Genomic DNA, 26,725 nt, shown 5'->3' with positions numbered 1-26,725 from the left:
TGATAGGTCATGAGGCATTGAGAAGATCGTATAAGCCGACATCTAGACAAGCTGAAACCTGGGCTGTACACTTGCAATTATCTTCAGCGCTAATAATTTGTTTTCCAAATATTCTTCTTAAAATTTCAACTGTCAAATCCTTATCCTTAAGCATATCTTCAATGAGCACTTTTTCTTTTTTGAAATTTGTCGTTACAGGATCCTCAGATAGCTGAGAATAAAAAGACCGGTAACATGGAATATTTAAGTTCTCTTTTGTGATGACTTCACAGGGATCTTGAAGGATATTTAGATGGCTATTTAAAGTTAGACAACTATCTTTTGAGACATTCTCATTCAACTGACGAACGAAAATCGAGAAGAAATAAGCATTTCTTTCTCCAAACCCATACAGAATGCCGGTAAGGTAGTGATTAGAAAAAACTTTTTCCCAAAACATTGATTTAGGATTTTCAAAATCCAAAGCGGCAGTGATAGGATCAAAATTGCTCCCTATCTCAGTATAAAAGATCTCATAGTGCTTTTTTAAAATCCATACTGCTTCTTGAACGTTAAGCATATCAACCAATAAGTAATGCTTACAGTCAGAGAGAGTAGCGCGAAAGAGAAATGAGGGATGTTTATAATTTTTTTTCCAATCAAGCCAGTTTTGGAAATTCTTGTATGAAGTATCATTTACACAAGATGCATGAATTTCAGCTAACAATTTATCCTTCTCCACCTCGCTTAACGTATTAAGATGATGTTGACACGTCGCAATGCACTCCTCTTCCGTAGCAATACATATTGTTATACCTGACATGGGTTTGGTCCCAAATAATGTGTACAACATCGCACCATCTAGAAATACTTCCTCTATAAACTCACTCATCCAAACCCGATCATCAGCACGCAAGGCGATTTCTTCACCTACTTGCTTTTGATCACATTCTACGCTCTGAAAAAACAAGCCAGAAATAATTAGAGATAAGAAAAATGATTTAAGAAATGACATTTATTAACCTTTAGAAATTAGGCAAAGTCTGTATGTCTGTACTATTGCATGAAGGACATTGAAAATCCCATACTCTACCTTCCCATTCATAATAACAATTGTTGCAATGTAATTTGAATAATTTACTACCTACCTTTCTAAGGGTTATTGGAATATAAAATCCCTTTTCATCTTCAAACAACAATGGTATGTAGGTTACATCACCTTGATCCATTTTAAGGATAGCTCCTAAACTACCTAAATGTCGATGCATTATAGCTTCAGGCTTAATATAAATTTGTTCAGATTCTTGACTTAGTATGATGTCTTTCGATTCACAGATGATTTCATTAACGACTTTAAGAGAGGTCTGAAGATACAAATCCATTAATATTTCTTTATCATTAGCTTTAAGATTCATATTCAAAGATAACAATACAACCAAGCAAACAAATATTTTTATACGCATCATCATCATCAACCATATTTGATATATTCTAGAAAAATGTATAATTGCTCAGTTCAATAAAATCAACTTAAATTTTCTCACTATTTGCACCTGACACATGTTTAAAAGTGCATATAATCTATTAATTATTCTCTGAAGAGTGTGTTCTGTATTCTCACGAAATTGTAGAGAATATTGAACTTCATTTCAAAAAACTTAGATCAAGGTAAATTGCATAGTCATTAAGTTCTTTAGCATCATTCTGAAATATTTTTCAAAATTCATCCAAAAATTTCAGCTCTATTTCAGCTTCTATTGCCTTCAATGTAAAATCATCATAGAATTTCTCCGAATTAGCTTATCTCTATTACTTTTCAGCGAAGACTAAAGAAACTTGACTAATTATTCTATATATCACATTACCCACATTGACAATCTACAAAGTATTATAAGCGATGGTGCTCTCTGGTGTGATAGAGAAAGAATTAATAGAAATCCTCCACATACAAATGTAGGCTATAAACATATAAAAGAAAGACGCTTAAAACATCCTGTAGCTGTTGCTAAATTAGGCTTCTTAGGAGATTATGTACCTTTTAATTTTTGTTGTCGCTCAGTAATGTTGTATGTGATCTTTAAGGGACATGATGAATATATCGGGGGCCAGGATAGTATTGTCCATCTTGTAAGTTCTATTGAACAAATACGAGCTACGGGACAACCTTCGTTTTGGACTGATCGTCACGCTGATCTTCAGTACGCTAAACAATACGATACGCTTGAGAAAATAAAGAGCGAATTGGATTTCACAGTAATGCCATTAAAAATTTGGAGTCCCAATACGGAGACAAAAGAAAAAAGACAGGCAGAATTTTTGGTTCACTCCCATTGCCCATGGACCGCAATAGAAAAGATTGTAGTAAAAAACCAGGCTATGGCAGACAAAGTAGATGTAATAATTCGGAAATCTGCACACAGACCTCAAATTATTGTAAATGGAGATTGCTATTATTAAAGGTTACGATGTTTGAATTAACTCGTGGAAACTTGCTTAAAGCCAATGTAGATGCTCTGGTAAACACTGTAAATACGGAAGGTGTGATGGGTAAGGGAATTGCGCTGCAGTTTCGCAAAGCCTACCCTGAAAATTACAATGCCTATAAGCGCGCATGTAATAAGGGACTTTTAAAACCAGGTCAAATGTTTACTTTTCATTGTGGATTTTTGAATAACCCACGTTATATCATCAATTTTCCAACAAAACGTCACTGGCGTAGCAAGTCAAAAATTGAGGATATCGAAATTGGGTTAAAATCATTAGTTAATGAAGTTCGTCAGTTAAATATAACTTCTATAGCAATTCCTCCTTTAGGATGTGGTTTAGGAGGGTTGCTTTGGCAAGAAGTTCAACCCCTTATGCGTTTAGCTTTTGCTCAGTTGCCAAATGTCCGTTGGTTGGTTTATGAACCTGAAAAATCTGAAATAAAAAACATTATGCCAAGACCTAGGATGACCCTTGGGCGCGCAGTAGTTCTTGGCTTAATCCAGCGCTATTTAGTTCCAGGATTTGTTTATGAGATTTCATTATTAGAAATTCAAAAACTGGTCTACTTTTTGGTGGAAGCAGGAGAAGAATTGAATAGTGTGAAATATGAAAAAGGCCATTATGGTCCCTATTCAGATACCATACGTCATGTTCTTGAACGAATTAATGGCCACTTTATTCATGGTTATTTAACTAACAAACCAGAATCTCCAATTACTATTGATCCCTCAACAAAAGAGGAAATAAATCGATTTCTAAAAGAACATAGCAACACTCGTGAACGTTTTGAAAAAGTGTCTAAATTAGTAGAAGGGTTTGAAACTCCGTTTGGTATGGAGTTGCTAGCCACTGTTCATTGGGCAGCTACACGTGAAATTCATGGCACAGCATTAAATAGTGAATCTATCTTGCATGTTATTAAAAACTGGAATACTCGTAAAGCACGTGTAATGCAATTTGATCACGTTAAAATCGCTCTAAATCGCCTTATTAGCCAGGGATGGCTGCCATCTTGATATCAAAATTCCCCCTATTTATCCGAATATAGTTACAGATGAAGAAACAGTGGATGCAATTTGCCGACCTAGAACCTACCTGCCTGAGGGGCTGCTTTATCCTTGATCTATGACAGAAGATAAACTCCCATGCTTTTTGAAAAATTGCTGTCATAGTTTGCGGGGGCAGCGGCGTGACAAGAGCTCTTCTAAATGAATGGGCCATTAAAACGAGAGCATCACTGTAAATTATATTATCCACTTTAAAACAATTATTACAGTGCAAAACAACAGTAGATTAAATTGACATTAGATTTGTTATAAATAATAATACTCTACTCTAAAAACTATATAAGAGAGCACTTATGACTACAGTAGATATTTCCACAGGAGATTTCTCACAAAAGATAATTCACGCCCAAAATATGATGAGAGGCTATTACTCTATGTGCGAATTAAGGAAACACGTACTGGTATCCTTAAGTGCTTTCTATAGAATAAATATGCGAGACGGAACTAAAAACGAATTTATGGCTTATTTAGATCTGCTTTCCGGTCATATCATCGAATCTACTTCAAGTAACTGCCTCGCATTGAAATTTAGAATAAACCCTAATCCAGAATCTGTCAGAAGATTAAAATGTACCATTCTCTGCTCTACAAATGAAGAATATATCATTTCTATCCGACTTAATAACATCATACTGAAAGCGCTCAGAACTTGCTTAAACATATTAGAAAACTGTATCGATAGCCCTAATAGAAGCTATAAGGAAAATCAAGAATTTACACTTCAGCTGGGCAGATCTTATACAGGTGCAGACTTTCCTACGTTTATTAAAACCCACTCCTTTTACCATCCCATCATGGAAGGAGAAATAATTACTGTCTGGGATGGGTACAGAGATGACAATAGAAATTTCAAAGCTGTAAAAGTCGTCGAAATCAAGATGCCTGAAATCACGGTAACTGATGGGACAACAAACCAAACAGTCAAGGAAACGGAAGTCTATTATAGACGGAATACTCCCCCTATCCAATCGGATGAAACTTCAGGACGTATAATAAGAAATGATTTGATCACTGAGAGCCTTCGAAGATACTCTGTTGATGACAATCAAGCGAACAATATATTTAGAAAATATTTTAAAACAGGCCTCTGTGATAGTAAACGAGAGTATCCTTGCAATATATCTCCATATGCTTCCGTTTACCCGCATGATGAACTACCTTTTGAGGTTGGTGAAAGGGTCCGATTATCTAAAAACGTAGGAAAATCCTGTATAGGATTTGTAAGATTAGTAGACCAAACTCACATCCATTTCTATGTCATTCCCAATAGAAAACTACCTGGACGTTATTCTCAATCTATTAGACTAGAACATCTTCAAGATCTAGTCATGGACCGATCCCATCCATTGAATGATTTTTTCTGCATATCTAGAGCACACCTCGAAAAAACAATGACTAAATCCTTAAAAAGAATCTGTGAATACATTCCAGAGAAAACTGTGGCATTTACAGCACTATTAAATAAAAACACCGGAAAACTGGTTAACAAAGCAGGAAATAAATTACTTGAACGTGAGATCAGCGGAGTCCCCCTAGAAATGCAAAGTGACATTGTCAAGGTGATTTTCAAGCTGACAGAAGATAGGAAGTTGTTATTTAGCTACGATGATGCTCAATATGTTGCCCCACCTCCAATAGCAAAACATATGGACATCCTTATTCGAACAATGCAAAGCCTTATTGACAGCAGCACAGAAACTACATTTACCGCACAGCTTTTTTCACAAAAACCTAATTACCACGGTCTGTTTAATGAAATAAAGCCGTTAGACTCCTTACAAGAAAGAAGGCGTATTTATATGGAAGCAAAGCCCAAAGCTAAGAGTACTACTATGGTTTCTAAACTTGATATTTCTAGACGCATCGCAAGGTCATCCGTGAACTTGGAAGTTTTACAAAAGGGTATTGAAAGGATGTCGATGGATTCAAAGTCCATGGATACTTCAAGTTAACCTAGCTTGATGTCCTGATACTCTCGAAAGGGTATAACGAACCCCATTCTCGACTGTATCAGAACACTAAGACTTATCGATCCCACCTTATTTATGCAATAAAGGAACCTTCAAGTCCTTCTTGATATATATTTCAGCGTACCCTGGTAATGCTGTAGGGTTCTCAAGCTTTTTGAAAAGTTGGATGAGCTTTAGATCTTTTCCGTCCGTGAGATGTACTATGCGCCATACATTGATAGGATTGCTCTCCTCCCCTTCAACGGATTGTTGAACATGAAAAAGGGGTTGGTGATTTTCAGTATGAATAGTCTTACCTGATTCGTCGACTAAATCTTGCCTTCCAAGAAAGGTTGCTATTTGATCTTTATGATTCAAATATACCTCTTCAAAAATCTCATCATAGAGCTCTTTATTGAGCCATTTATTCTGCTCAGATGACCGAAAAAACACCTCATCGCCATTTTCTAAAATCTTTTTCCCCCAGGATTTCCCCGCCCTCACAGCATAAGGAATGTAAATTTTAGGATCCCAAGCCTTTTTAGCTCCCATATCCCACAACATTTCTCGAGTAAAATTTACTGGTATCGGTGTTTCATAATACTTAGCAAGAACGTCATTGATATCCACATCCCCTAGCTTAATCTGTGTGTTAGCAGGATTGTTCCAAGCTTGTTCGAATTCTTCTTCTGCATAATTCATATTTACCGCTTACCCCCGTCTAGAAAGAAAGCAAAAAATACTCAACAAATATATTTATCGTCTACTTTTACTAAAAACGCATGCCTATCTAATTTTTTAAATCCATTGTAAAACAACTTTTATTCTGTGCGTTTCAGAAGCTGTTATGCGATACTTATCATAATCGGCTGCAACGTCCAGTTTTATTGCCAGCCGATTTATAGCCATGGACAGCATAAAGGATAATAATATGCGTTCTGATCAGCATAGTTCTGTTTCTAAACATCTTCATACTTTAAGCGACGATGCAATCCTAATACTTCTTAGGCACGGAACTGCCTTACATTCAAGATATGGATCGTCTTTTAAAGTTACTGTGGATGGGATTCCCCTATTTGTAAAGCAAGTGCCTTTAAATGAAGTTGAGGTAATGACACAGAATATTAGATCGACTAAAAATTTATTTGGTTTACCTGTTTATTATCAGTATGGCGTAGGCTCTGATGGCTTTAGTGTTTGGAGAGAGGTAGCCTCTCATCTCATGTGCACACACTGGGTTCTAGAAGGAGAATGCGAAAATTTTCCTTTATTGTATCACTGGCGAGTTCTCAACAATTTTCAAGAAAAAATTCCTTTCGACGACGAAGAATTCAAAAAGCATGTCATATACTGGGAAAATTCAAAAGCTATTGGAGAAAGAATTAAAGCCAATTATAATGCTTCGGCTAATGTTTTGCTCTTCCTTGAATATATCCCTGAGACATTAGAAAACTGGCTTAGTAAAGAGTTTAGAAAAGGTACACAAGAAGCTGACAAAGCTATTGCTATGGTCGAAAGAAATCTTCTAGAAACCGCTATTTTCATTAAGGAAAAGGAGATGGTGCATTTTGATGCTCATTTTCAAAATATTTTGACCGATGGTACGCATTTATATTTTTCCGATTTTGGTTTAGCCACAAGTTCGCACTTTATTCTCTCACAAGAGGAGCTAAACTTCTTTCTCATCCATTCAAATTATGATCTTTATTACATGGTAACAAGATTAACCAACTGGCTTGTGGCTGAATTATTTGGTAAAGAGTTTTTGGACAAAGTTCTACAGGAATATGCCGAAGGAAAGACTCCTGGTTCATTGCCAATAGCATTAACTCCCTTTCTCTCATCAATAATAAAACGTTACGCACCCCTTACGCTAAAAATGAATAACTTTTTCGAAACGCTCACAAAAAAAACAAAACAAACACCGTACCCTAGAGATGAACTTGATCATCTTTGGGCAGAGATCTCTTTTTAATTTTATCAATTTTTTTCAGTATTAATTATTGCAGTCCTTTTGCATTTTCAGTGTAGTACTCCAAATTCGCCCAATATTCCATAGTGGTAGGCGATGGGACAAAACCCCAAGCATGATAGGCACTGATTGCTCTTTGATTTGTTACACGGGTAGAAAGCGCAATTTTCTTGGTGCTTGGAATTGATTTTAAAAGGGAACTCATTAGCAGTTTGCCAATTCCTCGAGATTGAACATCTGGTGAAACCCCGAAAATAGGAACCCTTACGATTTCATTATCGGTTATGCTCGTTAAACAGTAAATGGCTCCGAGAGGTGATGAAGTCTTTGTATCTATAGCTGTGAGGAAGAAATGGATATAATTCGAACTCATTTCCTTATTAGCTGCTAACCCATTTGGAAAATCTTTACTAAAGAAATGCATTAATACCTCTTTAATCTTCTCTTCCACCAATGACCAAGGCACTTCGTCGAACCCATTTTTAAAAAATGGTGCGATTGAATGTAAAAACTTGTCTTGGGAAACACAGTCGGGAAATTGTTTAGCAAACTGAACTTCGACAGGAACATAGGCTCTCGAAAGACATTCACATACGGAATTTAGCTTTTCTGAGAATTGAGTCGATAGAGGATCGATGATTGCAAATTCGATCAATATCTGCGCACCTAATTTATCCTGCACTAAAAAATGTTGCATTTGTCCCTCTTTTATAAAGTTCTACAAGGTTATGAATGAACATTGAATTTATTTCATAAGATAAAATTAGAAGTAAATCTGGAATTGAAAAAATGATGCGTTGAAAAATGAAATACATTTTGCAGACAAAAGGGATCCATGACACCATTTTGCATCAAAAGTTAACCATAAAGTGATTTGCTTTTAGCATAGCGATTCGAAGACTATATGATTTTAAAATATCTATCTGTGTTTCTTTTAATTCCTTTATCATGTTTTGCTCATGCAAATATGGATAAGGTCTCTCTGGACGATTATCAAAAGCTGGAGAGATTTTTTCATTATCTAATGCACAATTCATTGATGGGCTACTCTTTATGCGGAGAAAAACCCGTATCAATAGAAACCTTTCCATCCCTTTCGAGAATACCTACGAAGTCCGCGATTGAAATTTTTACAAAATATCCAGGATATTCCATAGTTTGGAATGGGTTAGATGCCTGGTTGCGTAATTGTCATTTATTTCCCTCCAATAATTTTACTTTTAGATACATTCCTGAATACAATACGATCGCAATAATAAACAAACGCGCGACAAAAAAAATCATTAAAAAAAACCTGGATTTATTTCATAAATGTTCCAATCCAGATCAAACAGCAAATGATTTTTTAAAGGAAGTCTGCAACCCGTTAGAAAGAGAATATTTAATTCTATTTAATACAAAATTGCTAGGGATTTTATTAGGTTATGGTCGCAACAACTCTATAGCATTTTCTTCTAAAAGTTATTTTCTTAAACTTGAAGGATTTAAATTATACGATGCTAATAATGATCTGAGTGAATTTATGAATCCGGGATTTTTTGTAATTAATAACGGAATGAATGAAGTTGAAAATAACGACGTAAAAAGAATACTGAGAAAAGCCAAAAATAACGTTCAAAGATCTTTCAAAAAGGGAAAATATTTCGAAACTTTTGTTAATTTATTTACGAAATGAGCTGACAAGTGCTTTTATCGAACTGTTCAAAGCGGATGGTCATACCAACGACCTTCGCATTACGAATACTATGAAAGCATTTTTATGCATCGAACAATGCGATCATTCACAACATTTTACAAATCATAACAACATGTATATAAGATGTTTATATTTGCATGTTAAGTAGATAATTGATTGTTGTTTCTTGTGATAGATTGCGATTCCTTGCGTTTGATTCCCCCATTATTCCCCCAAAAAACTACTTTTGATATGCTTTGAAATGTGATAAAATATTTTTAAATCCATCTATAAACGAATCGTAGACCCTTTAGTTTGCAAAAGAGAAAATATATGACAAATTATGACAAATCCAGCCTTTCTTCAAGTCAGCTTAAAGCACTTCCATCTATTGTTGCGTCTAGAAGTGTTGATGAAGCATGTAAAGAAGCAGGTATCAGTCGAAATTGTTATTATGAATGGATGAAAACACCCGAATTCAGAGAAGAGGTAACAAGAATCCGGGAAGAGATTCTTAACGAGGCGATTGAACATCTCAAGGCAAATACGACGAAAGCAGTCGCAACGCTTTCAGCCTTGATGGACAATGAAGGTTCTCCAGCAGTCCAGCGCTCTGCGGCTAACGATGTCCTTAATTATGTGATTAAATTCCGCGAGGTCCAAGATTTTGATAAACGTCTTCAAGAAATAGAGAAATCTATAAGCAATGGAGGTGACGCATGAGTATTCTCACAACACGTTTGAAGAAAATAGAAAAAAAGGTGAATGCCTCCTATGCAGATAATGCGCTTGAAAAAGAGCTTATACAATGGCTAAACCTACAACCTTATACTCCTGGAAGCTCCTTTCACAAATGGTGTGATAAAATGCCAAAACATTTAATAAAACCATTTGCTAGCTACATTAAGAAGAATGTATGTTTTCACACACTTAATGAGTTGAAAGGTTAATCAAGCTGGGACTCCCATGCTTAAAAAAAGAAAGCAAACTTTTAGAAAAGTGAAAACCTTAAGTGGTACCGGTTACTTTCTTATTAAAAGAAAGAGCAGCTGAGAGACATAAGTCGATTTTCAAATTTCTATCTTTTTAAATTTTTTTTACGCTCTTTCATTATTGAAAGCGGTGGCTTTTTGATAAATTAGAATTGATCTAGTCCCGCGGTGATTCTTGATTAAGGTAATTATATTTTTAATAATACAGACAATCTATTTTTTTGATGAGAATTGCTTTCATTCTTATTTGGAAAGACTCCACAAAGGGTTTAAAGTTAATCTACAAAAAAAACTTAACAAATGTAAATTTTAATTTAAAAAATTCTTGGCAAAATTTGCTCATGACTGACTGCTGAAGTCATATTAACTTGTTTCAAAATTCTGGATTTCATTTCTACTCCCTGCTATATTTTCTCTTTACCTAGCTCTCAAAATATTCAGAAGGGGAATCATGGCAAAAGCACTAAAAAAATATTTTCTATTATTTATCTTGGTAACGGCTCCGTTTTTATGACATGCAGCTGAAGCACATAAACCACCAATTCTTACGACAACTGCGATTATTGAAGTACATGAAGGAGGCCAATTCAAAGGGATCGTTTTAATTGAACGAGGAAAAGCCCCGTTTGGCAAAGCAATTCCAGGAGGTAAGGTGGAATATGGTGAAACAGTCGAAAATGCTGTACGACGAGAAATGTTAGAAGAAGTTAATCTTCAATTAAATGATTTAAGACAATTTCATGTTTATTCTGATCCCACAAGAGATTTTAGACACCATTCCGTTGAAGTTGCTCATACAGCCAAAGCTTTTCAAGCTCCAACTGCCGGCGATGATGCAGCCAAAGCCTTTGTAGTTAAGCTAGAAGATATTCCTTGGAATGAGCTTGCTTTTGATCACGCTCAAGTTCTAAAAGATTATATTGAATGGAGAAACGGCAACGCTTCCCTTGCTATGCCAAAACCTTAATCAATGAGGAAAGCAATGATTGTTAGATTCGCTTTAATGGCATTTTGTTGTCTTGCCTCTTTTGGAATTGAGGCAAAAATCGTAGAGACGCAGCATATAGAAGATGTATTGCCTCTTATTGATGAAGATACATGGTTTTTAGTTGATCTTGATAACTGCATGTTTGAGGGAGCTCAAGCTCTTGGTCATGCTAGTTGGTTCTATGACGAATTACAACAAAGAATGCAGAAAGGAATGAGCCGAGAAGATGCTATAGCTGATGCTTATCCCGGTTGGATTAAGACTCAAAAAGTTTGCAAAGTTAAACCTCTTGAAAGCAATTTTGTGCCTATATTACTGACGCTACAAAGCAAAGGTATTACAATCATGGGGTTGACTCATAGGCAGCCTTCTGTTGCTGATTCAACTGCTCGTCAAGTAGGTTCTTTAGGTTTTGATTTCTTAACAACTGCTCCATCTAAAGAAAGTTTTGTGGTGCCGGCTAAAACTCCTACCCTATATTTTCAAGGAATTCTGTTTGTGGGTGACTATAACAAGAAAATCGACATTTTTGAACCTTTTCTATCAATACTCAAAAAGAGTCCTAAAAAAATTGTTTTCATTGATGATAAGAGAAAAAATGTGGAAGAGCTGGAAAATCTAACCAAATATGGTATTGAATATGTAGGAGTACATTACACGGCTGTAGAGCATTCTAAGCCGGTATATGTTCGAGAAATTGCTGAATTCCAATATAAATTTCTAGATCAAATTATGAGCAACGAAGCTGCTTTACTTCTCATGGAAAACGGTTTAGAGTAAACACTTATTTTAAAACCATTCTTTCTTTAAAGTAGTATTCCCACGCTGGTAATTCGAGGGTGAATAGACATTCTGGAGATCGAGTAAAGAGTTGCTTTATTTCTGAGGCTTTTACCCATTTTACATCCTTGCTCTCATCTGAGCAAGGATTAGGTTCTGTGTTCTCCACTTCACAAATGAAAACAAATCCAATCCAAGGTTTGCCATTCTTTAATTGCTGCGTACAGCAAAAAGGACGAAAGCCAAAGACGGCATCATTTTTATTGGATTGAAAGATTTTAGTTTGAGAATTTTCGATTACCGCTTTTAGCTTTAATCCCGTTTCTTCATTAATCTCGCGTGCAAGCGCATCAAAAATATTTTCGTACGGCTTATCTAAAGTGCCGACAGGAAACTCAAAAGTTCCCGTGTACACAGGATCATTTTGAGGTTTCCAGCGTGTCTGTATTAGAACTTCAATAACTCCATTGTTGTTGCGCTCAATAATAGCTCCAACGTATGGAATGGCCATCGAATAATTCTTTTTTATTGACTTGTTACCAATACAACGAAGCAAATAATTCCAAATAGCACTCATAAAATCCTCTTAAGGCCTTTGTCTAGATAGGCTATGATAAACGCTTTTTATAAGCGAAATCCAGTAACATTTTTCTTATCCTTGAAAATTGATTACCCTATAGGACAAAAAGGACAAAAGCGACAAAGTTTTGTCTATAAACGCACATGCTATGTTTTTAATATAAATGGGTTTACCTCAAAGAGACCGCTTCCACGTCCAAGACCATTTTCAGAGTATATTTCAAACTCTTTAAGAATTTCATGTTCTTTCAAAATATCAAAAGCAGGACGTAAATCTGCCTTTTTATAACGCCTAAATCTGCGCATGCACTCTCTTTGTGTAAACTGATTTTTCTTCTCATTTTTTATCCAGTGGAGGATAGTCCTTGCAATAACTTTGGCATTATCTTCATCAAGAAGGTCAAATACCGCAAGGGCATGGTTTATCAAAAAATGGCCTATTTTGACTGCCGCATTCATATCTTCTAAGGATATTAGTCTTTTTTCAGGCTGTCCATAAGCATGCCGCATAACATGAAGCAAGCCTGCTATACGAGCTATCGCCCCAGCCAACTTTCCAGCCCAATCTGTTATATGAGATAAATGACCAATCTCATCTCCCATCAAAGCTTCTACCAGCTTAGAATACTCTAACCACTTGTTAAAGGCTTCTTGTGATAACTTCAGTCTATGCAAAGAAGGTTGCTTATCTTTCATAGGGATTGGATGACTCAAAATAGCTTGCATCACATTTTCATACGCCATTTTATGCTCTGCTAGCATTGGCAATTCATCTAAAGTTCTTTTACCGATATTTGATTTTGGTAATATGTATAAAAACCGACCTAAAAGACCCCTTCCACGGAAAACCTTGTTGTTACAAATGGTTTTAACGACCTGTGGTTGAGCTGTTAAACCCATAGTCAAAACAGCTCTTTCCATAAATACAGGAGCCCTTGACCCTCTATCTACACGCACAGAGCCTGCTGAATGCGCTTGCAGGAATAAATCAATATTTGCTTTTCCATCAGAATAGAGTCCTCCTAAAATATCAAATATTCCCCCTTCATCACTTAGTATAGCCATAGATTCTTGGTTAGCAGCCATGATGCACCCTAAATGTTCCGGGGTAACATCACTGGTCCATATTTGGGGACATTGAGGAACTTCAGGTAAGTTGCATTCGATTTGTTCAATTTCTGCTTGAATTTTTGCATATTCAGATTCTTTGGCTTTTGCCGCGCGGATTCTGAGTTCCTTTAAGCGCGCTTCCATTGTTTTTCGTTTACTCCCAGCTGAAGCAATAAGAGGTTCCATCAATAATTTTTGCTCACATTCCCATTTTCTTAGAGGCGAGGTAACATCACTGTAAATACGCGATTTTCTTGATGCCGGCGGTAATATTCCCAAAATCCACAGATTTATAGGTTCTATGTAGTCTGTTTTAACTTGAACTTCATATTTAGCTTGGGCAGCAGTACTGACAACAGCCAAAGTTAAAAGAGCACTTAGCTCGATAGGTGTTTCTGTCGAACGTGCAAGCTCTTTTACATATGTCATAAAAGGGTCAGGTAATACATCCAGGGGCCAAGGAAGAAGAGAATTCCCCTCTAAAGATAGAGGAGAATTCCAGGTATGATTTTCATTTATGGAAATATTTTGCATTATTGGCCCCCATTATTGTTAGTTTTATGGTTAGCGTTGATGGGCTCTGCTTTCGTAAAGAGATTGCAGACTCTATCTAAAGCATCTCTAACTTGAGGCTTCAACTCGTCCGGGATATAGTATTCTCCAGGCCGACAAAGGCAGCCATCTTTATCAATTATCGCGAAACGTCGCGTGAGAATAATCGAACGAAATCCACGATTGCGTAATTGCATAATCGTTTGTCGGGGATTGAGGGCCCCAATAGCAATGCCTATGTCTCTGACTGAGATGCTAGGATGCGCAAGTAGGGCGCGAAGAGCTCTTTCCTCGCGCGGTCCTTTAATGATTAGGTGTTTATACATTATCCACCTCATCACTAATGGGGTTATTCGCTTTTACCCATTGGAAAAATGAAGCTTCGTCTAAAAGAACTCTACGGCCTATACGACGAACAACTTTATCAAAGCCGTTGATTGCTGCATTAAATACTAGATGGCGCAATCCGCCTAATGGCGGCCAAGGATGATGCTTTGGCCAGTCAGTTAGAGGGATAAGACGTGTTTTATCTTTAGCCTCCATTGATTTTTTGATAGGGTCACTCATTTTACTCTCCTTTTTTAAATCTTTAACATTGCTACGAAGCTTTATTGTTTATTGCTCGGCAATGTACGACATTATAAAGAAAATAAACTGCCCTCATAAAGGCTTCTCAACCAATACGGACGAGATAAAAGGTAGACGGATGAGAGCTCTATTGCTCTTAGAGAAAGAACAAAAGATAGACGGATGAAAAAAAAGGTAGGCGGATTGGAAAAAAGGTAGCCGGATTAAAATCGAAGGGTAATGAGATGTTTTTTGGAAAAATAGGATAAAATTGAGTGTAAAAAGTTGCTTTTTTGGAGCTTTGCTGCATAAATTTAGACCATATGCCCCAAAACTACTTTTGGAGCCACTTAATAGCTTGAAGAGAAGCTCCACAGGTCGTGTGAAGGCGTTTATGCAACAACATCCTTTTTTGGTGGACGGTCAAATATTTGTTCTCGGTTCATCCACACGGCAAAAGTTTTGCTTGTAGGCAAACTATTTTTGCTCATTTTACACTTGTCTATCAAATGGTGTTGTTCTAGCTCATGGATTTTCATGTCGGGGTAGAAATGACGCAGGAGTGCCCCTATTGCTCTACACCGATGCTCTTGGATTTTTTTAGGAGGTACTCGAGCGGTTTTAATAGATTTAAATTCATCCATATTAGGTATGCCAAGTTGGTCAATCAGCTTCAAATATGGAGCTCGTTCATGAGGGTCTTCAAATAAATCTGAAAGGCATATTTCGATAAATAACCTTCTTTGATCGGTGATTGTTGTTAGTAGTTTTTGAGAATGACTTGGCTGTGACGGTTCCTTTGCTGACACAGACACAGTAGCGTTATCCTTTGCTAAACTTTCAAAATGACCATAAAAATGGTTCGGGACTGAATATTTCTTTTCATAAAGGAATTGAAGAAATAGATTTATAGATACTTCTTGAGGAAGCCGTCCATTTGTTTTTGCATAAATATAATTTTGAAAGTTCTCGAAAATTCGATCTTCTTTATCCAAGAGCAATACAACATGCCGACATAAAAAAAATGCAGTTGAACTCTGAATGACTTCATGAAATATAGCAGGGTCTATATTGTAGTAAATAAGAACGGCTTCATCTAAACTCCAGGTTGTTCGCTTAAAAACTACCGGGGCACAAGGAGCTTTTTCTTGAAGTGCCTTTAGCAGCTGCTTAATTCCTTCTTTGTCTAAAAGTCGGCTTCTAGCCTCATTTCCAATATGATACAATAAATTTGTCAAAGAGAGATTTTTCTCTTCTTCACTTAATTTAGAGTAAATATCTGCAGGAGCAGGTTCACACATAACCTTTTCAGAAGCTATGATAGGTTTTTGTGAAGGCGGATTAACAGGGGGACAACTAGAAATCTCCTCTCGACTTGAAGGTAAAAATCTGGGTTTTAAACGATTTCGCTCGATTCGCACACCATTGTAAATAGCATTAAAACAAATTTCGTCAGGAAATATCTCAGGAAGCGCGAGAAAATTAATCGCTTTTCTTTGGAGCATTCCTTTTGAAAGCTGTTCAGGCACGAATATTTTTTTCATTTCCGCCCAAGCAATAACATCATCGGGAACTAATAAATCGTCAAAAGAGGTGTTTGTATTAACACGCCGACATACTATTTCCTTTTTTTTGATGCTTTCAGCAAGAAGCCGACTAATATTTTTAAGAAGAGTAATTGTTCGTGACTTAATGGGAAATTCAAAGGCTACATAATTGCTAAATGTTTGATAATGATCGGCGCCTTGACCATGTGAACGAGTCTCTAAGCTGACTCTAATCTTTTCTTGCAACCAGTCAAAGGATTTCAAAGTATAATAGGTTTCCGCGTCTATAGTGGCTATTCCAGCTAGTAAACAAACTGCTTGTGATACTTTCCAGCAAGGAATTAGACCATAGATGGTATAATTAGGAGCATAAATATCGGCTGTAGAAGGAAGTTGTATCGGTCGATGTTTTTCAAAATAATCTAATATACTATCTGTTGTTACTGATTCCATTTATTCACCGAACATTAAGAGAAAATTTGTTGATTCATTTTTTCAACTATATTTGAAGTGTGTTCTTCAGATAGGTGAGCATAGCGTTTTACCATGGCTAAAGTCTTATGTCCCAATACATCGGAGATTTCAGCTAAGCTTGCCCCACTCATTGCCAAATAGCTGGCAGCACTATGTCGACAATCATGAAATTTGAAATTCGTAATTTTAGCCCGCTTTACAGCGGTTTCCCATGCTGATCGAATATCAATAGGCTTGTGTCCTTTTTGTCCCATTTGTCCAGGAAATATGATGGGAGAATTCCTTCCATGATTTTGATATTTTTCTTGGAGAAGCTGCATTGTTAACCCAGTCAACGGGACGCTTCGTCTTTCTCCATTTTTGGTTTCATGTAAGATTATTCTCCCCCTCTTAAAATCTATATCAGCCCATTTAAGATTCAAAATTTCTGACTTTCTCATTCCTGTAGAAAGAGCTATTACGACGATCGTATAAAGAAAAGGATTTGCACTCTCCTTACAAGCAGCTAAAAGGTTTTTGCGCTCTTCTTCGCTTAAGAATCTCACTCTTCCTCTTGACGGAGTGGGCTTTCTTACTTTGTCCATTGGCGACTGCTCCAGCCATCCCCACTCATCACGCGCAACAGAAAAAGCATGGCTAAGGGCTGCTAGATACCTCAAAACTGTGCCTTGAGAACGCTTTCTTCCAAAATTATTGGGAGTATTAAGCAATTTATCGCGATACTCACCTATCAAGGCTGGTGTAATATCAGCTAAAACATACCTACCTAACTGCTCTTTCCACCAAGAAAACTGGTTTTCTTGTTTCGCACGGGGTTTGGAGGGTAATATTTCTCGCTCATATTTCTCCACCAGCTCCTTCAAAGTTCTCTTTTTTGACTCAGAAGTCTTAAAATGACGCCCCTCTTTGATGGCCGATTCAACTTGTTGTGCCCATCTTTTTGCATCCGTAATCCTCTCAAAAGTAGCCGTTTGAATAGGATGTCCCTTTAGCTTCACTTGAGCTTTATATCGAATTTTTCCGTCTTGAGTGCTTCTTTTTTCTATGTATGCCATGAGTTAACCTTCTATCTAAGGACGACAGCTTACAAAAAATGGGAAAAATTGGCAACATCGGACTATCAATGCGATGTTTTTTATTAAGAAAGTCTATTTTGAATAATAAATGAAGCGTGTTTAGAGTCGCGATTTTTGACAAAGGGGGAGTATTGGGGGATTAAAGATATGATTTATCAGAAAATTAAACAGAAGGACTGTATTCAACAGGACGGGAAACCACAATATTTCCGCCAACATCGTAAATGACTTCAGGAAATAAACATCTTTCAAGATGACTGACTGTTATCTTAGCCTTTTCGGATGATGCTTTGATCAATTCATTGCTGTGAGTGTAATGGGGAGGAACAATTGTGGTAATTAGCTTTTGAGGGAAGTTTTTGCGAACCATATGAATAGCTGGAGCTAAATCCGAATCATTGGAAATAAGAAAAGCATGGTCAAATTTGTCTTTGTAAGCTAAATCTAGCATAGCAAGGGCGATGTTAACATCCGTTTCCTTTTCTTCATGTCCGCACCACTTATGCTTGCATTTAGGGCATTTCCTATCTTTTTGTTTGAATTTTCCCAAAACCGTGCTGACTTTAGAAGAGATAAGAGCCTTTACGTATTGAGTGTGTCGTTTTTTAGATTGTGGGAGCCAGTCTGCATAAGCAGAAAAATAGATAACATCGACTAATTTTTGAGATTTTGGACGAATAAATACCGAAGACAAAGACCAAAGGTTTAACCACTTTAAATGAGGGGCATTTAACCGATTGATTGCATGATAGAGATTGAATCCGTCTATAAAACAGATGACGCGTTGCTGATTCATTAAGCCTCAAAAAAAAGAAACCACGAGCCGGAACCCGTGGCCTTCGCATGGCTAGGCCATGCGGGATGATACTCTCATTCTAGCAGGCTTGCTCTTTTTTAATCAATGATGTTTTGCCACGTGTTGCCATTGCTTCCCCCACCAGTCCCCCATTTGTTAGATTTTCTTAGCATTTCTTATTAAAGAAATCGTCAAAAGCTTGCGCTAGTGATGGTTTGAAGATGTTGCCCAAAGCCGGAGTCGAACCGACGACCTTCGCATTAGGAATGCGCCCTATCCAGGCAATGTCACAGTATATTACAGTAGCTGACACGAGAGCAGGATATCCCATCTTTTCTTAAGAATCTATCGCAACTTGATGCCATTTGATCTAATTTGCTGCCCCTATTTGGTCCAAGGTTGGTCCATGAACCTTGAATCTTAGATGCATGATATAAGATAGCATTTGCATTTAAAATGATTGCACGCTATTCTCCGTCTTTTTAAAAGGTAAAACGGGTTTTACTGTGAACATTAGAGATTATCTGTTTAAGAAGCGAATTACCCAAGTCGACTTTGCAAAAAGATTGGGGATTTCGCGAGGTCACCTAGGTCAGATCTTACACAGCACTAAACATCCCAGTCGTAAGCTTGCAAAAAAAATTGAAGAAGAAACTGAAGGAAAAGTCACGGCTGTAGAGCTTTTGTTCCCTGAACAATTTGCAAAGGAAGAAAACATATGAGCAAGGAAATTGACACTAATCACCATATGATAGTTTTTAAAGGTAAAAACATTCGAAGGGTGTTGCATAATGATGAGTGGTGGTTTGTTGTTAAAGATATCGTTGAGGCTTTGATAGATACATCCAATTCTACCGACTACATAAAAAAAATGAGAGTACGGGATTCTGCTCTTTCTGAAGGGTGGGGACAAATTGTCACCCCCCTTTCTATTGAAACATCCGGCGGCAAACAAAATTTGAATTGTGCAACAACAGAAGGGATTTTCCGTATCATTCAGTCAATTCCCTCGCCAAAAGCTGAGCCTTTCAAAAGATGGCTAGCTAAGGTGGGCTATGAACGCATCCAAGAAATTGAAGATCCCGAGCTTGCTTCCAAGAGAATCAGAGCTACTTATAAAGCAAAAGGATATCCAGATAATTGGATTGAGAAACGGATGCGTGGAATTGCGATCCGAGAGACGCTTACAAATGAGTGGGAACAAAGAGGTGTTAAAGAACAGCGCGAATACGCAATCCTGACTGCTGAAATATCAGAAGCGACTTTTGGACTTAATCCATCGGAGCACAAAAAATTAAAAAGCCTCAAAAAAGAAAATCTTCGTGATCATATGACAGATCTGGAATTGATTTTTTCTATGTTGGGTGAAGCATCTACCACAGAAATCACAGTTCAGCAGGATGCTCAAGGGTTTCAAGAAAATAAAGAAGCTGCACGTGCAGGTGGAAAAATTGCAGGTAATGCAAGGAAAGAGCTTGAAGAAAAAAGTGGTAGAAAAGTTGTAAGCTCATCTAATTTTCTTTCACATCAATTGGACTTAGAAGCTGAGAAAATAAAATCAATCGACGTGAAAAAAGAGTCTCTATAGGTGGTAAGGAGACTTCAGAACAGTCGAATTCGTCGGTTAGCAGAATCAAATTCTCGATACCAGTGAGCCTATCCCTACGTATACAAGAAAAAATATCAATAAGACAGACAAGATGACTCTAGACGCCATTAGGGGGTGATAATGGCGATATTTATGAAATCGAAAGGCTTCGTAATACTTTGGCTTACTCATTTATCCTTTATTGAAAGGTTATATACTAATTTCTTAATAAGATTTGTTGCAACAAACGCTTTAATTCAGTAGTTTTTTTCAAAAATTAGACTTTTTTATAAAATAATTTACATAAAAAAGAATAGACCGCTGTCAATTCGGCGGTCAATTATTTAAAGAATTGCTCGCAAAATTGCTCGCGGTCAATTTTGGATGCTCTCATTGTCATTTGCTCCGCCAGACATAGCGCGCTCCTGCTCCGTGGCCTTCGATTTGAATTTGCGGATGTTCTTTGCGCAATTGATTAATAAGCCTAGTTACTTGTTGACGATTATAATGGGTAATTTGCCGGATCTCCTTATTCGAAATTCCGTTCTCTTTTCGTTTATGTCTTTCCATCAAAATGCTGAGAATCCTTGCTTTTGCAGCTTCCCAATCAATTCGTCGATCTCTTTCAGGATGCCCAGGAGCTGCCAGTAGTTCGTGAACTTTTGGTTTTAATGTCCAGTAAGTACCCCGTCCAGTACCGCCCCGTTCAATCAATGAATGCTGTTCCATTTTGGACAATATATCTTTAATTCGAGCCTCATCCCTTTGACAAAGCGTGGCAAAAGTGCTTGTTTCGCCCTCTGCGTGATGTAGAAGATATTGCAATATGATTAGTTCATCTACACCGAGAGGTCTACCTTCTTTATTGGATTTTTCAACAAAAGCCCTAAAGGATGGCGAAAATTCACGATGCATGAAGGTTACGGATACAGACTCGCCGCTTTCATTTATTCTTGGTTTCTGCAGGATGGGTCATTCAAGATAAATCAGAATTTAATCGCCATGCTGCTATAGGTGTGGCTGTGAGGGAGTTTCAACTTCCCGTAGGACCATGCAATTGGATTCATGGTACTCCCAAGCTTTCAGCTGGTACTACAGCTAAGGTATGGGGTGGCATTTGGACTTAAGATTAAATTTGAGTTGCTTCTTTGATCTATAAGAAGTGCATCGATATTATTCAAAATTGAGAGAATTATATTTTCTATCGCTAAAAAGTCACCTTCAAAGAGAGAAATAGCTTTTTGAATGTTTTGAAAAGAGACTTCTGGATGCATTGAAAGCCATAAGATGTTGTTAGCTCATCAACCTTCCTTTCAACCCCTAAGATTTGGAAACCTCAACAATAAAATCTGTAGAATTGAAAGACAATCTTGCTGCAAGATTCCTTAATTACTTAGCTCATGAAATAATACATTCCCTCATGATTGCATATGGATCTAATGACTGCTTTTTGGAAGATAATCTATCTATGACAACAGTTTTGTGTTCGCATAATATTCAACTGATTGCCTCATTTTTAACAATGAAGGTCATACTATTCAACAAACCACTTAAAGAAAGTGCAGCAGCTGTGAGAAATTTCTAGCCAAACACTAAGCGCAAATGAGTCTTGGTAAAAATGCTACCCAAAATATAAGTCGCAGAAAATGAGACACCTATCAAACCCTTAAAAATTAAATTGAATTCAGGTATTGAAGTTAGAAAACCCCTAATGGATAAATCTATGCCTAACGCAAAAGCCTACTCCGCTACTAGTGAGAAATCTCCACTAGCATCAACGGAAATCAAACGTCGTGATCTTACTGAGCATGATGTTCAAATCGAAATCCTCTTCTGCGGCATCTGCCACTCCGATATCCATTTCGTGCGCAACGAATGGAAAGACGTTATGCCTACTGTATATCCTATTGTTCCCGGTCATGAGATCGTGGGGCGCGTCACCAAGGTGGGCTCCTCTGTAAAAAAATACAAGCCCAATGACATTGTTGCAGTCGGCTGTATAGTTGATACTGATAGAACCTGCCCACATTGCAAGACAGGTTTTGAACAGTTCTGTCCGAACATGGTTCTTACTTTTAACGGCCCTGATAAGCACCTGGGTGGTGTAACTTTCGGCGGCTACTCTAGCAATATTGTCGTCGACGAAAACTTTGTCTTACGTGTCCCTACCAACCTTGATCTAGCCGGAGTTGCACCCCTTCTTTGCGCCGGAATTACAACCTACTCGCCTTTGCGGCGCTGGGGTGTCACTAAAGGCAAAAAAGTAGGCATTATGGGTCTTGGCGGGCTTGGCCATATGGGCATAAAGTTCGCTCATACGCTGGGAGCTCATGTCGTCGCCTTCACCACATCGCCGAACAAGAAGGAAGACGCCCTCCGTCTGGGTGCAAATGAGGTAGTCCTCTCTAAAAATGAGGATGAAATGAAGAAGCATACGGGTAGTTTCGACTTCATCCTAGATACAATCTCGGCAGATCATGACATCAATGCCTATCTTAATCTACTTCGTCCGGATGGCAATCTTACCCTTGTCGGGGCACCTCCTAAACCGCTCGCTGTGTCGTCTTTTGCGCTTATCATGGCACGTCGCAGCCTCTCTGGTTCCAACATCGGCAGCATCGCCGAAACACAGGAGATGCTTGACTTTTGTGGTAAACATAACATCACTGCTGACGTCGAAGTGATTCCTATACAGAGAGTCAACGAAGCCTATGAAAGAGTACTCAAGTCCGATGTAAAATACCGCTTTTCCATCGATATGTCGTCTCTGAAAAAAGAGTAATCGAACAGAAATGATGGAAATTAAAAAATGCGGCTTACAGTCTTGATTCTCTGTTTCAAGCCCCTCAACATGCACGTTCGGCGCCAGTGTTACATGCGAACCTGGCGCACGTACTGCATGGCACACCCACCCGTTGAGTCAAACCTTAATCGCGATAGCTGGCAGCTGCCTGGTTCAGCGTTGGGGCGATCCGATCGGAGAAATACGGCAAGGTGAGGTTATCTGAAAAAATCCCATAGTTTTTTTTACTAAACTCTTTTATCTTTCAGCCACTAGCTGCCTATTTTTGACAGCATATTAAGGGTGTTAGATATGAAAATTTGCATTCTCTGCATTGGAAGTCATGGGGATATTCGACCTTATGTAGCCTTAGCTAATGGTTTAAAAGCTAATGGCCACGATGTATGGATTGCTTCTCATCAAAAAGCGCAATCTCTCTGTCAAAAATACAATCTTGATTTTAAACTCGTTGACGGAGATTTGACAGAAGCCATTCATTCCGAAGAAACGCAAGAGAAGTTGAAAAGCATTTTCGTCCTACCACAAATTACACAATTATTTCGAAATGTTCTGAAAATACAGTTACCTATGTCGTTGGAAGCTGCCGCTAATGCAGATCTATTGATTTATAGCCCTGTAGCATTTGCGGGACCACATCTAGCAGAATACCTGAAGATTCCGACCATTTGCATGCATGTACTTCCTGAAATCAGAACAAAATGCCATTCATCCTACCTATTTCCAAGACAAAAATCGTATACAGGCCTTAAACATTACTTAGGTCATTTTGTTAGTGAGCAGTTCCTTTGGCAGCCCATCCGAGCGCCTATTAACAAATGGCGAAAAAAGCAATTAGGCATGAGAAAAATGCATTTTTTGGGTTTTAGAAACGATAAAATCCGCCAAGAAATTCCTGAGATTGTTGCCTTTAGTCCTAGTTTGATTCCTCGTCCAATAGATTGGCCGTCGAAAATTGAGATGACAAATTTTTGTTTATTGAGAGAAGGGGAAAACTGGACGCCTCCTAAAGATCTTGAGAACTTCTTGGATAATGACCAACCAACAATCTATGTCGGATTTGGTAGCTTAACGGAGGCTTGTGAGAAATCTACGGTTAAAAAAATCATTGACGCTCTCATCAAAAAGAATATTCGTGCTGTTGTCCATGGCAAGTTACGTGGATTGAAAGAGCTCGAATTGCCTGCCTCAATTTTCCCTTTGGATTATGCACCGCATGATTGGCTATTTCCAAGAGTTAAAGCCGTTATTCATCACGGAGGAATTGGTACAACTGCTGCAGGTCTCTATGCAGGCAAGCCTACTTGGATAATTCCATTTGTTTGGGATCAATTCTATTGGGGTCAAAAAATATTTGATCTAGGAATTGGCCCTAAGCCTATACCGGTATACAATATCGATACAGCTCCATTAATGCTTAATCTGGATGATCTATTATCGCAATCTACCTACCAGCAGAATGCTTCGAAATTTAGAACCCAATTGCAGTCCGAGCCCGATGGTGTCCAAATGACTATCAATAGTATTAACAATATTCTTGCGACTAGGATTTAAGGACCGAAAGAGAGGCATTAATCTACAGAGAAGCGCGATGAAGCCGCTCGTAGATGGTGGACCAGAGTTTGGTACGTGGAAAGTTTGTATCCACCCAAGCTGATTTGATTTGGCGGTCGTCTAATGCGCGCAGACAGGCATAGAGGCGATTGGCCGCTTCTTCAGGATGGGAGCTTCTTCCCAGATTAAAAAAGGGGTATTCCTCGGGATAGTTCCTGTCGCTAAAGCCTAAAATCGCTTCCGCCTGGACGCAATCTTTTGAAAGGAGGAGTTTTGCCTTTGGGGCATAATGACGGTAGAGTCGTCCAGGGCATAGAGGCTGCTCTTCATCTGTGCTTTCGTCAATGTGTACGGGCTCTTCCAGTACGAATTCGAGGTTGGAAGCAGGTATTGCTCCTTGACGCAGTACTTTCCATTGCCCTTCCAAGCTGATCAGTATTGTGGATTCTAGCCCATGCGTACAGGAACCGCCATCAACTACGGGAAAGTCTTCGCCAAAGTCAGCTTCGACATGGGCTGCTTGTGTGGCTGAAGGTCGTCCTGAAAGATTTGCCGAGGGCATGACTAGCGGACCCACTTGGTCAATGATGGCTAGTGTTTGGGGGTGGTTGGGTATGCGGAAGGCTGCTGTCGAAAGTCCACAGGTAACGTTACTAGGAATGGTCCCCGCATTAACGGGAAGAACAAGTGTAAGAGGTCCCGGCCAAAAGGCTTGAGCTAAGAGCTGAATGTTTTCGGGCAGTGTATCGACATATGCACTCAACTGCTCAATGGAGGATAAATGGACAATGAGAGGGTTGTTTTTAGGCCTTCCTTTAAGCTGGAAGACTTTTTCGATAGCATCAGGATTACTTAAAGGTGCTGCCAAACCGTAGACTGTTTCGGTCGGAAGAGCTACGGGCTGCCCTTGCTTTAAATAGAAAATGGCTGTTTCAACACTTGCACGCATATTTACCGTAACATTGCCAAAGTAGCCTGCAAAGAGTCGACGAAGAAATCGATTTCTTGGGGTGTATTGTATATACCGAAGGAAATCCTAGCGGTCGTCGTTAGATTATAATGTTGTAGGAGAGTTTGAGCGCAGTTATGCCCTGTGCGGATGGCGATACCTTTCAGATCAAGCATAGAACCGATATCTAAGGGATGGACTCCCTCCACGGTGAAACTGATGACGCTTTCACGTTTTTTAGGATTTCCTATGACCGTCAAACCGTCCACTTCCTGGATACGTTCCATCGCATAGGAAATAAGATATTGTTCCCAGGCATGAATTTTGGGCATGGTGTATTGCTGAAGATAGTCTATTGCTGCACCTAAGCTGATGATTTCGGCGAGCATCATCGTTCCTGCTTCAAATTTCCAGGGCAAGACATTATAGGTAGTTTTTTCGAAGGTAACTTTCTCTACCATGGATCCCCCGCCTTGCGCAGGAGGCATCTCATTTAATAGGTCTGCTTTGCCATATAAGATGCCTACGCCGTTCGGACCATAAAGTTTATGTCCTGAGAAGGCATAGAAGTCTACATCCAAATCTTGCACATCCACAGGCAGATGCGAAATTGATTGTGCGCCATCTACGAGGATATGCGCACCATGCGCATGGGCAATGGACGCCAGTTGTTTGATGGGATTGAGGGTGCCTAGGACATTGGAAACATGGGTGACGGCGATGATTTTGGGCTTATACTCTTTTATTAAAGCTTCAAAACGATCTAATAAGAGGTTGCCGGCATCATCAAAGGGGGCTACGATCAACTTGGCTCCCCTATCTTCGCAGAGGATTTGCCAGGGCACTAAATTGGAATGGTGTTCCATCTCTGTAATCATGACAGTATCGCCCGGACGGACAAAAGCTTTGCCGTAGGAATATGCAACAATATTGATGGCGTCAGTTGTACTCCGTGTGAAGACTATTTCCTCAGGCACGGGGGCATTGATAAATTGCTGAACTTTTACGCGTGCTTGCTGGTAAGCATTATTGGCAAAATTGGCTAATTCATAGATGGCACGTAATACGGTGGCGTAATGGTCGCGATAGAAGCCATCAAGTGAGTCAATCACAGCTAGGGGCTTATGTGCTGTTGCAGCTGAATCGAGATAAATTAGGGGTTTCCCGTGCATAGTTTTAGTGAGCATCGGAAAATCTTTTCTACAACAGGATAGGTCTTCGGGTTCTGACATGACTTACCTCTT

29 protein-coding genes are annotated in these 26,725 nt (G+C 38.5%); 14 read left to right on the top strand and 15 right to left on the bottom strand.

Features of this window, described 5'->3' with window-relative positions:
* Window positions 1-7 precede the first annotated feature (7 nt).
* A complete protein-coding gene (locus WC222_03870) occupies window positions 8-994 on the bottom strand; it encodes a hypothetical protein (GenBank protein ID MFA6915509.1) in 987 nt (328 codons plus the stop codon).
* A 10-nt stretch (window positions 995-1,004) separates the two neighbouring features.
* Complete coding sequence (locus tag WC222_03865) at window positions 1,005-1,451, bottom strand: hypothetical protein (GenBank protein MFA6915508.1); 447 nt, start codon at window positions 1,449-1,451, stop codon at window positions 1,005-1,007.
* 364 nt (window positions 1,452-1,815) lie between these two features.
* On the opposite strand from WC222_03865, the gene WC222_03860 reads away from it, so the two are divergent.
* The 3 genes from WC222_03860 (at window position 1,816) to WC222_03850 (ending at window position 5,485) form a co-directional block, all read left to right on the top strand.
* Window positions 1,816-2,436, top strand: a complete 621-nt coding sequence (locus tag WC222_03860; GenBank protein MFA6915507.1) for a DUF4433 domain-containing protein — start codon at window positions 1,816-1,818, stop codon at window positions 2,434-2,436.
* A gap of 8 nt (window positions 2,437-2,444) precedes the next feature.
* Window positions 2,445-3,482, top strand: coding sequence for a macro domain-containing protein (locus tag WC222_03855; protein ID MFA6915506.1), 1,038 nt, complete (start codon window positions 2,445-2,447; stop codon window positions 3,480-3,482).
* A 344-nt stretch (window positions 3,483-3,826) separates the two neighbouring features.
* Window positions 3,827-5,485, top strand: a complete 1,659-nt coding sequence (locus WC222_03850) for a hypothetical protein (GenBank protein MFA6915505.1) — start codon at window positions 3,827-3,829, stop codon at window positions 5,483-5,485.
* 87 nt (window positions 5,486-5,572) lie between these two features.
* Here WC222_03850 and WC222_03845 read toward each other — a convergent pair whose 3' ends face one another.
* On the bottom strand, window positions 5,573-6,184 hold the full coding sequence (locus WC222_03845) for a hypothetical protein (protein MFA6915504.1): 612 nt from the start codon (window positions 6,182-6,184) through the stop codon (window positions 5,573-5,575).
* A 229-nt stretch (window positions 6,185-6,413) separates the two neighbouring features.
* Here WC222_03845 and WC222_03840 point away from each other — a divergent pair, with 229 nt between their 5' ends.
* Complete coding sequence (locus WC222_03840; protein MFA6915503.1) at window positions 6,414-7,457, top strand: hypothetical protein; 1,044 nt, start codon at window positions 6,414-6,416, stop codon at window positions 7,455-7,457.
* Between the two features lie 25 nt (window positions 7,458-7,482).
* Here WC222_03840 and WC222_03835 read toward each other — a convergent pair whose 3' ends face one another.
* A complete protein-coding gene (locus WC222_03835) occupies window positions 7,483-8,151 on the bottom strand; it encodes a GNAT family N-acetyltransferase (protein ID MFA6915502.1) in 669 nt (222 codons plus the stop codon).
* Window positions 8,152-8,358: 207 nt separating this feature from the next.
* Between WC222_03835 and WC222_03830 the strand changes: the two genes are divergently transcribed.
* The 5 genes from WC222_03830 to WC222_03810 all read left to right on the top strand — a co-directional run bounded on the left by WC222_03830 (window position 8,359) and on the right by WC222_03810 (window position 11,889).
* The gene (locus WC222_03830) at window positions 8,359-9,129 is read left to right on the top strand and encodes a hypothetical protein (protein ID MFA6915501.1); all 771 of its coding nucleotides are present in this window, start codon (window positions 8,359-8,361) and stop codon (window positions 9,127-9,129) included.
* Between the two features lie 333 nt (window positions 9,130-9,462).
* Complete coding sequence (locus tag WC222_03825; GenBank protein ID MFA6915500.1) at window positions 9,463-9,852, top strand: phBC6A51 family helix-turn-helix protein; 390 nt, start codon at window positions 9,463-9,465, stop codon at window positions 9,850-9,852.
* Entirely contained in the window at window positions 9,849-10,079 is a 231-nt protein-coding gene (locus tag WC222_03820) for a hypothetical protein (protein ID MFA6915499.1), read from the top strand. The genes WC222_03825 and WC222_03820 overlap by 4 nt, the downstream gene beginning before the upstream one ends.
* Before the next feature lie 583 nt (window positions 10,080-10,662).
* A complete protein-coding gene (locus WC222_03815; GenBank protein MFA6915498.1) occupies window positions 10,663-11,088 on the top strand; it encodes an NUDIX hydrolase in 426 nt (141 codons plus the stop codon).
* Between the two features lie 15 nt (window positions 11,089-11,103).
* Entirely contained in the window at window positions 11,104-11,889 is a 786-nt protein-coding gene (locus tag WC222_03810) for a DUF2608 domain-containing protein (GenBank protein MFA6915497.1), read from the top strand.
* A gap of 4 nt (window positions 11,890-11,893) precedes the next feature.
* Here WC222_03810 and WC222_03805 read toward each other — a convergent pair whose 3' ends face one another.
* The 8 genes from WC222_03805 to WC222_03770 all read right to left on the bottom strand — a co-directional run bounded on the left by WC222_03805 (window position 11,894) and on the right by WC222_03770 (window position 18,921).
* Entirely contained in the window at window positions 11,894-12,466 is a 573-nt protein-coding gene (locus WC222_03805) for an NUDIX domain-containing protein (GenBank protein ID MFA6915496.1), read from the bottom strand.
* A 149-nt stretch (window positions 12,467-12,615) separates the two neighbouring features.
* Window positions 12,616-14,007, bottom strand: a complete 1,392-nt coding sequence (locus tag WC222_03800) for a YfjI family protein (protein ID MFA6915495.1) — start codon at window positions 14,005-14,007, stop codon at window positions 12,616-12,618.
* Window positions 14,008-14,111: 104 nt separating this feature from the next.
* A complete protein-coding gene (locus WC222_03795; protein MFA6915494.1) occupies window positions 14,112-14,456 on the bottom strand; it encodes a hypothetical protein in 345 nt (114 codons plus the stop codon).
* Window positions 14,449-14,697, bottom strand: coding sequence for a hypothetical protein (locus tag WC222_03790; GenBank protein ID MFA6915493.1), 249 nt, complete (start codon window positions 14,695-14,697; stop codon window positions 14,449-14,451). Before WC222_03790 ends, WC222_03795 begins: the two co-directional genes overlap by 8 nt.
* A 392-nt stretch (window positions 14,698-15,089) precedes the next feature.
* The gene (locus tag WC222_03785; protein ID MFA6915492.1) at window positions 15,090-16,697 is read right to left on the bottom strand and encodes a hypothetical protein; all 1,608 of its coding nucleotides are present in this window, start codon (window positions 16,695-16,697) and stop codon (window positions 15,090-15,092) included.
* A gap of 14 nt (window positions 16,698-16,711) precedes the next feature.
* Window positions 16,712-17,773: a site-specific integrase gene (locus WC222_03780; protein ID MFA6915491.1), complete on the bottom strand. Its 1,062-nt coding sequence runs from the start codon at window positions 17,771-17,773 to the stop codon at window positions 16,712-16,714.
* Between the two features lie 184 nt (window positions 17,774-17,957).
* The gene (locus WC222_03775; protein MFA6915490.1) at window positions 17,958-18,590 is read right to left on the bottom strand and encodes an NYN domain-containing protein; all 633 of its coding nucleotides are present in this window, start codon (window positions 18,588-18,590) and stop codon (window positions 17,958-17,960) included.
* A gap of 166 nt (window positions 18,591-18,756) precedes the next feature.
* A complete protein-coding gene (locus WC222_03770) occupies window positions 18,757-18,921 on the bottom strand; it encodes a hypothetical protein (protein ID MFA6915489.1) in 165 nt (54 codons plus the stop codon).
* A gap of 175 nt (window positions 18,922-19,096) precedes the next feature.
* Here WC222_03770 and WC222_03765 point away from each other — a divergent pair, with 175 nt between their 5' ends.
* Together WC222_03765 and WC222_03760 are read left to right on the top strand one after the other, a co-directional pair.
* Window positions 19,097-19,312, top strand: coding sequence for a helix-turn-helix domain-containing protein (locus WC222_03765; protein ID MFA6915488.1), 216 nt, complete (start codon window positions 19,097-19,099; stop codon window positions 19,310-19,312).
* The gene (locus WC222_03760; protein ID MFA6915487.1) at window positions 19,309-20,178 is read left to right on the top strand and encodes a Bro-N domain-containing protein; all 870 of its coding nucleotides are present in this window, start codon (window positions 19,309-19,311) and stop codon (window positions 20,176-20,178) included. Before WC222_03765 ends, WC222_03760 begins: the two co-directional genes overlap by 4 nt.
* A 396-nt stretch (window positions 20,179-20,574) precedes the next feature.
* Here WC222_03760 and WC222_03755 read toward each other — a convergent pair whose 3' ends face one another.
* Window positions 20,575-21,093 carry a hypothetical protein gene (locus WC222_03755; GenBank protein MFA6915486.1) on the bottom strand — a complete coding sequence of 173 codons (519 nt, stop codon included), beginning with the start codon at window positions 21,091-21,093 and terminating at the stop codon, window positions 20,575-20,577.
* A 38-nt stretch (window positions 21,094-21,131) separates the two neighbouring features.
* Here WC222_03755 and WC222_03750 point away from each other — a divergent pair, with 38 nt between their 5' ends.
* The 3 genes from WC222_03750 (at window position 21,132) to WC222_03740 (ending at window position 24,532) form a co-directional block, all read left to right on the top strand.
* Window positions 21,132-21,305: a hypothetical protein gene (locus WC222_03750; GenBank protein ID MFA6915485.1), complete on the top strand. Its 174-nt coding sequence runs from the start codon at window positions 21,132-21,134 to the stop codon at window positions 21,303-21,305.
* Between the two features lie 596 nt (window positions 21,306-21,901).
* Window positions 21,902-22,960 carry an NAD(P)-dependent alcohol dehydrogenase gene (locus tag WC222_03745; protein ID MFA6915484.1) on the top strand — a complete coding sequence of 353 codons (1,059 nt, stop codon included), beginning with the start codon at window positions 21,902-21,904 and terminating at the stop codon, window positions 22,958-22,960.
* 312 nt (window positions 22,961-23,272) lie between these two features.
* Window positions 23,273-24,532, top strand: a complete 1,260-nt coding sequence (locus WC222_03740; GenBank protein ID MFA6915483.1) for a glycosyltransferase — start codon at window positions 23,273-23,275, stop codon at window positions 24,530-24,532.
* Between the two features lie 22 nt (window positions 24,533-24,554).
* Here the strand turns inward: WC222_03740 and WC222_03735 are convergent, their stop codons facing one another.
* Window positions 24,555-25,481: an L-threonylcarbamoyladenylate synthase gene (locus WC222_03735; protein MFA6915482.1), complete on the bottom strand. Its 927-nt coding sequence runs from the start codon at window positions 25,479-25,481 to the stop codon at window positions 24,555-24,557.
* Window positions 25,482-25,483: 2 nt separating this feature from the next.
* Window positions 25,484-26,713, bottom strand: a complete 1,230-nt coding sequence (locus WC222_03730; GenBank protein MFA6915481.1) for a SufS family cysteine desulfurase — start codon at window positions 26,711-26,713, stop codon at window positions 25,484-25,486.
* Window positions 26,714-26,725: the final 12 nt, after the last annotated feature.

This window comes from Parachlamydiales bacterium (genome assembly GCA_041671045.1).
In the GTDB taxonomy this organism is placed as follows: Bacteria; Chlamydiota; Chlamydiia; order Chlamydiales; family JABDDJ01; genus JABDDJ01.
Note: the sequence above shows the minus strand (reverse complement) of the source record. Positions and strands in the feature narration are given on the sequence as shown.